General features: G+C 68.4%; 11 protein-coding genes. 3 read left to right on the top strand and 8 right to left on the bottom strand.

Going from position 1 to position 10316, the window contains the following annotated elements:
• Positions 1 to 23 precede the first annotated feature (23 nt).
• The 7 genes from AAT21_RS28495 to AAT21_RS28465 form a co-directional block, all read right to left on the bottom strand.
• Positions 24 to 1415 carry a nucleobase:cation symporter-2 family protein gene (locus AAT21_RS28495; protein ID WP_046779822.1) on the bottom strand — a complete coding sequence of 464 codons (1392 nt, stop codon included), beginning with the start codon at positions 1413 to 1415 and terminating at the stop codon, positions 24 to 26.
• 305 nt (positions 1416 to 1720) lie between these two features.
• A complete protein-coding gene (locus tag AAT21_RS28490) occupies positions 1721 to 3121 on the bottom strand; it encodes an 8-oxoguanine deaminase (protein WP_046779821.1) in 1401 nt (466 codons plus the stop codon).
• Positions 3122 to 3312: 191 nt separating this feature from the next.
• Positions 3313 to 4236 (bottom strand): factor-independent urate hydroxylase, encoded by a 924-nt coding sequence (gene pucL, locus AAT21_RS28485; protein ID WP_046779820.1) that lies wholly within the window; start codon positions 4234 to 4236, stop codon positions 3313 to 3315.
• Position 4237: 1 nt separating this feature from the next.
• A complete protein-coding gene (uraH, locus tag AAT21_RS28480; RefSeq protein WP_046779819.1) occupies positions 4238 to 4627 on the bottom strand; it encodes a hydroxyisourate hydrolase in 390 nt (129 codons plus the stop codon).
• Between the two features lie 8 nt (positions 4628 to 4635).
• Complete coding sequence (gene uraD / locus AAT21_RS28475; protein ID WP_046779818.1) at positions 4636 to 5142, bottom strand: 2-oxo-4-hydroxy-4-carboxy-5-ureidoimidazoline decarboxylase; 507 nt, start codon at positions 5140 to 5142, stop codon at positions 4636 to 4638.
• A 154-nt stretch (positions 5143 to 5296) separates the two neighbouring features.
• Complete coding sequence (locus tag AAT21_RS28470; protein ID WP_046779817.1) at positions 5297 to 5680, bottom strand: helix-turn-helix domain-containing protein; 384 nt, start codon at positions 5678 to 5680, stop codon at positions 5297 to 5299.
• Entirely contained in the window at positions 5677 to 5928 is a 252-nt protein-coding gene (locus tag AAT21_RS28465) for a thiamine-binding protein (RefSeq protein ID WP_076044676.1), read from the bottom strand. The genes AAT21_RS28470 and AAT21_RS28465 overlap by 4 nt, the downstream gene beginning before the upstream one ends.
• A gap of 125 nt (positions 5929 to 6053) precedes the next feature.
• Between AAT21_RS28465 and AAT21_RS28460 the strand changes: the two genes are divergently transcribed.
• The 3 genes from AAT21_RS28460 to AAT21_RS28450 all read left to right on the top strand — a co-directional run bounded on the left by AAT21_RS28460 (position 6054) and on the right by AAT21_RS28450 (position 9557).
• Positions 6054 to 6887, top strand: a complete 834-nt coding sequence (locus AAT21_RS28460) for a TIM barrel protein (RefSeq protein WP_046779816.1) — start codon at positions 6054 to 6056, stop codon at positions 6885 to 6887.
• Positions 6888 to 6962: 75 nt separating this feature from the next.
• Positions 6963 to 7862 (top strand): 2-hydroxy-3-oxopropionate reductase, encoded by a 900-nt coding sequence (locus AAT21_RS28455; RefSeq protein WP_046779815.1) that lies wholly within the window; start codon positions 6963 to 6965, stop codon positions 7860 to 7862.
• 237 nt (positions 7863 to 8099) lie between these two features.
• Positions 8100 to 9557 (top strand): catalase, encoded by a 1458-nt coding sequence (locus AAT21_RS28450; RefSeq protein WP_046779814.1) that lies wholly within the window; start codon positions 8100 to 8102, stop codon positions 9555 to 9557.
• A gap of 490 nt (positions 9558 to 10047) precedes the next feature.
• On the opposite strand, the gene AAT21_RS28445 is transcribed toward AAT21_RS28450, so the two are convergent.
• Complete coding sequence (locus AAT21_RS28445) at positions 10048 to 10299, bottom strand: hypothetical protein (RefSeq protein WP_046779813.1); 252 nt, start codon at positions 10297 to 10299, stop codon at positions 10048 to 10050.
• Between the last annotated feature and the right edge of the window lie 17 nt (positions 10300 to 10316).

Here is a 10316-nt window from a genome sequence, read left to right as displayed (position 1 = left end):
GTTCTTCGTTCTTTCCGGGCCGGTCAGTGGACCGGGACCGGTTCGGGTGCGGCCGTCGAGGCCGCGCCCCTCCTGGCGCCGAGGTGGTTGAAGGCCAGGTTCAGCACGATGGCCACCACGCAGCCGGTGCTGATGCCGGAGTCCAGGACGACCAGCAGGTCCTTGGGGAAGGCGTGGTAGAAGTCCGGCGCCGCGATCGGGATCAGGCCGATGCCCACGGAGGCGGCGACGATCAGGGCGTTCTCGCCCTTCTCCATGGCCGCGCCGGCCAGGGTCTGGATGCCGCTGGCGGCCACCGAGCCGAACAGGACGATGCCGGCGCCGCCGAGCACGGGCAGCGGGACCACTCCGATCACGGAGGCCGCCATCGGGCAGAGGCCCAGCAGGATGAGGATGCCGCCGCCCGCGGCGACGACGAAGCGGCTGCGCACCTTGGTCATGGCGACCAGGCCGATGTTCTGGGCGAAGGCGCTGCACATGAACCCGTTGAAGAGCGGGCTGACCGCGCTGCCGAGAGTGTCGGCGCGCAGGCCTCCCGCGATGGCCTCCTCGTCCGCCGGCCGCCCGACGATCTTGCCCAGCGCCAGGATGTCGGCGGTGGACTCGGTCATGCAGACGAGCATGACGATGCACATCGAGACGATCGCGGCGATCTGGAACTGCGGGGCGCCGAAGTGGAAGGGGGTGGGGAAGCCGATCACCGAGGCGTTCTTGACGGCGTCGAAGCTGGTCATCCCCAGCGGAAGGGCGATCAGGGTGCCCGCGACCAGGCCGAGCAGGATGGAGATCTGCTGGAGGAAGCCGCGCAGGAACCTGCGCAGGAGCAGGACGATCACCAGGGTGACGGCGGCCATGCCGATGTTCTGCATCGAGCCGTAGTCGGTGGCGGTGCGGTTGCCGCCCTGCGACCAGTTGAAGGCGACGGGCAGGAGCGAGACGCCGATGAGGGTGATGACCGTGCCGGTGACGACGGGCGGGAAGAAGCGGACGAGCTTGCCGAAGTAGGGGGCGGCGACGAAGCCGATGGCTCCGGCGACGATGATCGCGCCGAAGATGACGGGGAGGGCGTCCGCGCCCTCCCCCTTCCCTATGGCGATCATCGGGGTCACCCCGGCAAAGGAGACGCCGTTGACGAAGGGGAGCTTGGCGCCGATCTTCCAGAAACCGAGGGTCTGCAGGAGGGTGGCGAGGCCCGCGGTGAAAAGCGAGGCGCCCATCAGGAAGGCGGTCTCGGTGGCGGAGAGGCCGACCGCCGGGCCGACGATCATGGGCGGGGCCACGACACCCGCGTACATGGCGGCCACGTGCTGGAGGCCGCTGGTGAACATCTTCAGGGGAGGCAGGGTCTCGTCGACCGGATGCTTCTCCTCCGGAACTGCGACTGCGTCTTTGCGAAACCTGGGCGGGTTGGCCACGGCTTCCTCCGGTCGGGTAACACGTCGGCAGGGACGTGGGTGTCATGGAGGTGGTGCGAAAGCGGTGCGAGTCGAGCGCTGTATGAAGTTGTGGGTGGAGCGACTACTGGCCCCAAGGGGTGCAGAAACGATTCGCCCAATCGCCGCTTCCGCGATGCGCCGTGGCGCCGGTGGCACGAGTCACCGCCCCCGGGGGGCGCCTTCGGAAATCCTCTGGCGCCACCCGGGGAACGGCTGCCCACGGACCCCGCTCGGGTCCGCGGCCGCCGGCCGGGGGCCGTCCCCCCCGGCCGGACTCCGGGGGATCAGGCCTGCGCGATCCGCGCGAGGCGCTGGGCCTCTTCCCGCGTGGACACCGCGATGGCGTCCTCGTCGGCGAAGAGCAGCCGGTTGTTCTCGACGATCTGCTTGCCGTTGACGAACGAGGCCGTCACCGGGGCGGCCGCACCGAAGACCAGGGCGGTCACCGGGTCGGCGATCGAGGAGTGCAGGAAGGTGCTGAGGTTCCACAGGACCAGGTCGGCGCACTTGCCGACCTCCAGCGAACCGATGTTGTCGGCGCGGCCGAGGACCTGGGCGCCGCCGTACGTACCGAGGCGCAGGGCCTGGCGGGCGTTGAGAGCGGCCTCGCGGTGCACCGGGTTCAGACGGTTGATCAGCAGCGCGTTGCGCAGCTCGGTGTGGAGCTCACCGGACTCGTTGGAGGCGGTGCCGTCCACGCCGAGGCCGACCGGTACGCCGGCGGCGAGCATGTCCGGGACACGGGCGATGCCGGCGGCCAGCCGGGCGTTGGAGGACGGGCAGTGCGCCACACCGGTCCTGGTACGGGCGAACGCGGCGATGTCGGAGTCGTTCATGTGGACGCTGTGCGCCATCCACACGTCCTCGCCGAGCCAGCCGGTCGACTCGAAGTAGTCGGTCGGGCCCATGCCGAAGAGCTCGTGGCAGAACTTCTCCTCCTCGACCGTCTCGCTGCCGTGCGTGTGCATGCGCACGCCGAGGCGGCGGGCCAGCTCCGCGCCCTGCTTCAGCAGCTCGGTGGAGACCGAGAAGGGGGAGCAGGGGGCCACGGCGACCTGGGTCATCGAGTCGAAGGAGGCGTCGTGGAACTTCTTGACGGTCGCCTCGGTGTCGGCCAGCGCGCCTTCGAGGGTCTCGACGGCGTGGTCCGGGGGCAGGCCGCCGTCCTTCTCGCTGCGGTCCATGGAGCCGCGGGCGAGGGTGAAGCGGACGCCCATCTCGGACGCGGCGCGGATGATCGAGCCGGACAGGTCGCCGGAGCCCTTGGGGAAGACGTAGTGGTGGTCCATCGCGGTGGTCACACCGCCCTTGGCCATCGCGGCGAGGGAGCCCTGCGCGGCCGTGTACGTCATCTGCTCGTCGATGCGGGCCCACGTCGGGTACAGCGCGACGAGCCAGTTGAAGAGGTTGTGGTCGGTGGCCATGCCACGCGTGATCCACTGGTAGAAGTGGTGGTGCGTGTTGACCAGACCGGGGGTCACGAGGTGCCCGGTGCCGTCGATCCGGCGGACCACGTTCTCGAGGTTCTCGGGGGCCTTGCCCGCACCGATGAACTCGATCTTGTTGCCTGCGACGACGACGTGGCCCGAGGCGTACTCGGTGTCATGGGCGTCGACGGTCGCGATCGCGCAGTTCTCGATGACGATGCGCGGGACGGCGCTGTCAGGGGCTGCCGATGCTGCCATGGGACTTCCTCGTGCTTTCAGTGGCGGTGCGGGCACGGCAGGACCCAGGGGATTTGAGTGCCGGAGCCGGGGCCTTGGCAGCTGACAGTACTGCCGCCCCAGGGGGTGCGTCCGGGTGCCGATTCAGGAAGTTGGGCCGTGTCGCGCGGTCCCGGGGCCACTGCGGTGCCCCGGGCCGCGCGTGCCGCGCTCTAGAGGTTGGTCATGTCCACCGGGATGCGCGCGTCGGCGCCGTCCCGCAGGATCGTGGCCTCGATCAGACCGTACGGACGGTCCGCGGCGAAGTACACCTCGTTGTCGTTCTTGAGGCCGAAGGGCTCCAGGTCGACGAGGAAGTGGTGCTTGTTCGGGAGCGAGAAGCGGACCTCGTCGATCTCCGAACGGTGGTTGATGATGCGCGAACCCATCTGGTAGAGGGTCTGCTGCAGCGACAGGGAGTAGGTCTCCGCGAAGGCCTGCAGCATGTGCTTGCGGGTCTCGGCGTAGGACTTCTCCCAGTTGGGCATCCGCTGCTCGTCGTCCGACCAGTTGAAGCGCCAGCGGCTCGACACCTGGGTGGCCAGGATGCGGTCGTACGCCTCCTGGAGGGTCGTGTACTTGTCCTTCACGTAACCCCAGAACTCGGAGTTCGTGGAGTTCATGACGACCAGGTCCTTGAGGCCGGAGATGACCTCCCAGTTCTGGCCGTCGTAGGTGATCTGGGTGACGCGGGTCTCCTGGCCCTGGCGGACGAAGGAGTGCTTCACCTCGTCGGCGCCGATGAACCTGGAGTTGGCGTCGGACGTGGCGATCCGGTCCCAGGCGTACTCCTCGATCCGGATGCGCGCACGCTGGATCGGCTCCTGGCTGTTCACGAACCAGCGCGCCAGGTGGATGCCGAACTGCTCGGCGGACTCGATGCCGTACTCCTTGGCGAACGCGTACACCGTGTTCTTGGTGGTGTCCGTCGGCAGGACGTTGGCGTTCGAGCCGGAGTAGTGGACGTCGTCCATGTCGCCGGAGAGGGCGACCGAGACGTTCAGGTCCTTGATGTGGTGGGTGTCGCCGTCCCGCGTGATCTTGACGACGCGGTTCTCTGCCTTGCCGTACTGGTTCTGGCCCAGAATCGTGGCCATGCTAGCTCCCTCGGTAAACGGAGTAGCCGAACGGGTTGAGCAGCAGCGGTACGTGGTAGTGCTCGCCCGGGTTCACCGCGAACGTGATGGTGACCTCGGGGAAGAACGTAGCGCTGTCCCTTACGCGGGGGGCGTCCTGCTGCGCCTCGGCTTGCTTCTTCGAAAAGTACGTCTCGGTCTCGAAGTCGAGACGCACGTGGGTGGTGCCCTCCGGCAGCGCCGGCAGGTCCTTGCAGCGCCCGTCCGCATCGGTGGCGGATCCGCCCAGGGCCGCCCACTCGCCGCCCGGTCCCGTACGGGCCGACAGGGAGATGGCGACGCCCTCGGCGGGCCTGCCGATGCTGGTGTCCAGGATGTGCGTGGACACCGAGGCGGTGGTCTCGGTGCTCATGACGGGTCTCACTCTCCTTCTACGAGGCGGGTCAGGCGGATCCGATTGATCTTGACGAGCTCGCCGCGGGCGATCTCCCGTTCCTGCTCCGGCGAGTTGTCGATCCGGACCTTGACCGCGTCCCGCATGAACTCACCGGTCGCACCGGTGGCGCAGATGAGGAAGACGTGGCCGAACTTCTCCTGGTAGGCCAGGTTCAGTTCGAGGAGTTCGTTCCTGAGCTCCTCGGAGGCACCGGCCATACCGCGCTGCTCGCGGGCGGAGGTCGGGTCTCCCGGCTTCGGCCGGCCGATCGGCGCGTGGCCTCCCATCGCCTCGGCCAGGTCCTGCGCGGTGAGCTCCGCCATGGCGGCCTCGTTGGCGGCGAACAGGGAGTCGGCGGTGGTGAAGGGGCGCTGGGCGAGCATCCTGCTCCCCCACGCCGAGCTGGCGCACACCTCGTGCAGCTCGGCCGCGGCCGCACTGTCGTCCAAGGTGTTGATCCGGGTGAGACCCGGGTTCGGACTCGAAGTCACGGTAGGCCTCCGTGGCCTGTTGTTGCTTAGACGGGCTGCGCATAGCTAACGCTCTCCACAACACGGCGTCAACACTTTGTTGAAACTTCCCGTACACAAAAGCCGCCGCCCGGATGAATCGGGCGGCGGCTCGTCACTGTAAGTCAGAATTCGCTCACGCTTGGCTGTTCTTGCCGGGGTTTTCCCTGTTCAAGTAGTTGTAGACCGTGAAGCGGCTCACGCCCAGCGCACCCGCGACCGTCTCCACACCGTGCCGTACGGAGAAGGCGCCCCGCGCCTCCAGTATCCGCACCACGTCCTGCTTGGACTTCCGGTCGAGCTGGGACAGCGGTACGCCGTGCCGGCGCTCCAGCGCGGCCAGGATGTGGTCCAGCGACTCCGAGAGCTGGGGCAGGCGCACCGCGAGCAGGTCCTGGCCCTCCCAGCTGAGCACGACGTCGTCGGGCGTGGCCTGGGCCGGGTCCATCAGCTCGCCGCCCATGGCGTCCACGAGCGGCTTGACCGCCGTGACGAACGGGTGGTCGCGGGGCTCGGTCATGGCGTCTCCTCGCCGATCACGTTGACCTGGAGGGTGACGCGCGTGGCCCCGGCCTCCAGGGAGTCGCGCAGCAGGGCGCCCACGGCGGACAGCACCCGGTCGGCCTCGCCTTCCGCGGTGTTGCCGAACGGACCGACGTCCACCGCCTCCAGCTGGGCCTTCTGGATGACCTCGCGGGCCGCCACGGCATGGTCGGGGGCCTCTTCGAGGTCGAAGGGCTCGGTCGTGAACTCCACTCTCAATCGCACGCCGTCAAGCTACCGCGCGGTCTCGTTTTTTCGGCAGTCCGCACTTGACATCCGCGCGGAGGCCCATGCAATCTTCCATCAGACAGAAAATAACTTCCGCAATACGGAAGGAGCGCACACCCCTCATGGGATACACGGACCAGCGCTTCGATGTGAACCTGTCGATCCTCTTCACGGAACTCCCGCTCCTGGAGCGCCCCGCGGCCGCCGCCGCGGCGGGCTTCACCGCGGTCGAGCTGTGGTGGCCCTGGATCGAGACCCCCACCCCCGCTCAGGAGGAGCTCGACGCCCTCAGGAAGGCTCTTGAGGACGCGGGCACCCAGCTGGTGGGCCTGAACTTCTACGCCGGCCAGCTGCCGGGCCCGGACCGCGGCGCGGTCTCGGTACCCGGTGAGGAGTCGGACCGCTTCAACGCCAACATCAACGTGGCCGCGGACTTCGCCGCCTCGGTCGGCTGCAAGGCGCTCAACGCCCTGTACGGCAACCGCGTCGAAGGCGTGGACCCGGCCGTCCAGGACGAGCTGGCCCTGAAGAACCTGGTCGTCGCGGCGCAGGCCGCGGACCGCGTGGGTGCGATCCTCCTGATCGAGACCCTCAACAAGCCCGAGTCGCCGCTCTACCCCCTGGTGAGCGCCCCGGCCGGCATCGAGGTGGTGGACAAGGTGAACGAGGCCACCGGCCTCGGCAACGCCAAGTTCCTGCTCGACCTGTACCACCTGGCGATGAACGATGAGGACCTCTGCGAGGTCATCGAAAAGTACGCCGCCAAGACCGGACACGTCCAGATCGCGGACAAGCCGGGACGAGGTGCTCCGGGCACCGGCGAGCTGCCCCTCGAGGAGCTGCTCGACCAGCTGAAGAAGGCCGGATACCAGGGCTACGTAGGCCTTGAGTACAAGGCCGCCGACGCTGCCGCCTCCTTCGCCTGGCTGCCGGCCGAGGCCCGCGCCGCCGCGTAGGGGGACGAAGTCCGGGCGATCCGCCAGGCACCTCACGCACTTTTCGTACGAAGCATTAAGAGAAGGACCCTCATCATGAGCAACCCCGCTGCGCTCCCCTCGATCGCCTGGATCGGTCTCGGAATCATGGGTTCCCCCATGGCCGAGAACCTGCTGAAGGCCGGCTACCCGGTCACCGGCTTCACCCTGGAGCAGGACAAGCTGGACCGCCTGGCCGCCGCCGGCGGCACCGCGGCCGGCTCGATCGCCGAGGCCGTCAAGGACGCCGACGTCATCATCACGATGGTGCCCGCCTCCCCGCAGGTCGAGGCCATCAACTATGGCCCCGAGGGCATCCTCGAGAACGCCAGGTCCGGTGCGCTGATCATCGACATGTCGTCGATCACCCCGCAGACCTCGGTCGACCTGGCGAAGAACGCCGCCGAGAAGGGCATCCGCGTCATCGACGCCCCGGTGTCCGGCGGCGAGGCCGGCGCCATCGAGGCCGTACTGTCGATCATGGTGGGTGGCGAGCAGGCCGACTTCGACGCGGCCCTGCCGATCCTGGAGGCCCTCGGCAAGGTCATCGTGCTGTGCGGCCCGCACGGCTCCGGCCAGACGGTGAAGGCCGCCAACCAGCTCATCGTCGCGGTGAACATCCAGGCGTGCGCCGAGGCCGTCGTCTTCCTCGAGAAGTCCGGCGTGAACCTCACCGCCGCCCTGGACGTTCTCAACGGCGGTCTGGCCGGCTCCACGGTCCTGACCCGCAAGAAGGACAACTTCCTGAACCGCGACTTCAAGCCCGGCTTCCGGATCGACCTGCACCACAAGGACATGGGCATCGTCACCGACGCCGCCCGCAACGTCGGTGCGGCCCTCCCGGTCGGCGCGGTCGTCGCCCAGCTGGTCGCCTCGCTGCGCGCCCAGGGCGACGGCGGCCTGGACCACTCGGCCTTGCTGCGCGCCGTCGAGCGCCTCTCCGGCGCCCAGGTCTGAGGTCCCCGCCGGGCCCGCCCAGGGCCCGGACCGTCCCCTCACTCAGGGGGCACTGAGTCTCCGGACGGTGCCGGTGCTGACACCTGTCCTGTCGCGCCCAAGCGCCGGCACCGTCCGGGTCATCTCACCCCACAACTTCGTTCAACAAACTGTTGACGTTTAGTTCTCGCCGAATTTAGGCTGTTCCGCATGACGGAAGACGCTTTCCGTCAGCAGTTACCCGTACGGAAGGTCACCATGTCGAAGCGCACGCTGACGACCGAGTCCGGCGCCCCGGTCGCCGACAACCAGAACTCCGCCACCGCCGGCGTCGGTGGCCCGCTCCTGATCCAGGACCAGCAGCTCCTGGAGAAGCTCGCCCGCTTCAACCGTGAGCGCATCCCGGAGCGTGTGGTGCACGCCCGCGGCTCGGCTGCGTACGGGTACTTCGAGGTGACCGACGACGTCACCGCGTACACCAGCGCCGCCTTCCTGAACACGGTCGGCAAGAAGACCGAGACCTTCCTGCGGTTCTCCACCGTCGCCGACTCCCTCGGCGGCGCGGACGCGGTGCGCGACCCCCGCGGCTTCGCCCTGAAGTTCTACACCGAAGAGGGCAACTACGACCTCGTCGGCAACAACACCCCGGTGTTCTTCATCAAGGACCCGATCAAGTTCCCCGACTTCATCCACTCCCAGAAGCGCGACCCCTTCACGGGCAAGCAGGAGCCGGACAACGTCTGGGACTTCTGGGCGCACGCCCCCGAGGCCACGCACCAGATCACCTGGCTGATGGGTGACCGCGGCATCCCGGCGTCGTACCGTCACATGAACGGCTACGGCTCCCACACCTACCAGTGGACGAACGAGCAGGGCGAGGCCTTCTTCGTCAAGTACCACTTCAAGACGAACCAGGGCATCCGCTGCCTCTCCGGCGAGCAGGCCGCCGAGCTCGTCGGCAGGGACGCGAACTCGCACCAGACCGACCTGCTCCAGGCGATCGAGCGCGGCGTGAACCCGAGCTGGACCCTCTACGTCCAGATCATGCCCGCCGCCGAGGCCGCGGAGTACCGCTTCAACCCGTTCGACCTCACCAAGGTGTGGCCGCACGCCGACTACCCGCTGCAGCGCGTGGGCCGCCTGGTCCTCGACCGCAACCCGGACAACGTCTTCGCCGAGGTCGAGCAGTCCGCCTTCTCCCCGAACAACTTCGTCCCGGGCATCACCGCCTCGCCGGACAAGATGCTCCAGGGCCGCCTCTTCGCCTACGCGGACGCCCAGCGCTACCGCCTCGGTGTGAACCACACCCAGCTGCCGGTCAACGCACCCAAGGCGACGCAGGCCGACAACTACGGCCGCGACGGCGTCATGGCGCTGCGCAACGGCTCGCGCCACGACAAGAACTACGAGCCCAACTCCTACCAGGGCCCGGCCGAGACCGGTCTGGCGCTGGGCGCCCCGAAGGCCGTCTCCGGCTACACGGGCACCCACGAGGCCCCGGCCCACACCAAGGACGACGACTTCTTCCAGGCCGGTGAGCTCTACCGCCTGATGTCGGAGGCCGAGAAGGAGCGTCTGGTGGCGAACATCGCCGGCGGCCTCTCCCAGGTCACCCTCGAGGACGTCATCGAGAAGAACCTGGCTCACTTCCACGCCGCGGACGCCGACTACGGCCGTCGCGTCGAGGAGGCCGTGCGCGCCCTGCGCGACGCCTGAGCCGATATGGATGTACCGGGGGCCTGACGGGAGGTCAGGCCCCGGGTGCTGAGCCCGACCCGTGGACCCGGATGAGGGGTGGTACGCGGCGAGGGCAGACTGCGCCAGCGATGCGGCTGGCGCCGCGTGAGGACCGTGGCGGGCGTGCGAGCCAGTGCGGTGGTAATGGGTTCCGAGGCCCGTCTCTTGACCTGAGGGAGACGACGCCGGAGTTCTCGTCGCCCGTCCGCCACGGTCCCAGCCGCTCCTCTTCTTACAGGGGCTACGCACAGAGCCCCTGTGAGGAGCGGAGATCTCCTCCCCGCACACTCCGCCCGGCGGTGCGAACGTCCTGTCGCGCCAGCCTCGCACCGTCGGGCGGTAACAACCAGAGCGCCGAGTCACGGACGGTCCCGTGACTCGGCGCTTTGTCGTCGGATGACCCCAGGACCCGGCTGCCTGCACCAGGGGTCGAACAGGCCCGTGCGGCAGCGGCGGACACGTGGGATCACTACGCGCTTCTCCGGTCTCGGCGTCCGACGATCCGCAGCCGGTCCGGGGCGGGCTCGACGTTGGTCACGGCAGTGGTGAATTCGCGGCCGGAGGCACCTCGGATGTAGGCCAGCTCCATCCAGCGTTCGATGGCGGCGTCGGAGACGTTCTCGTTGATCACGGCCATCAGCACGCCTTCGGTACCCGAAGCGATGTCGCGGACACGTTGGTGGAGGAGGCGGTGGGGGACGTATTCGTACCCCTCACTCATCGGACGTTCCTTTGAAG

This window comes from Streptomyces yangpuensis, assembly GCF_001005295.1.
Taxonomy (GTDB): domain Bacteria; phylum Actinomycetota; class Actinomycetes; order Streptomycetales; family Streptomycetaceae; genus Streptomyces; species Streptomyces yangpuensis.
Note: the sequence above shows the minus strand (reverse complement) of the source record. Positions and strands in the feature narration are given on the sequence as shown.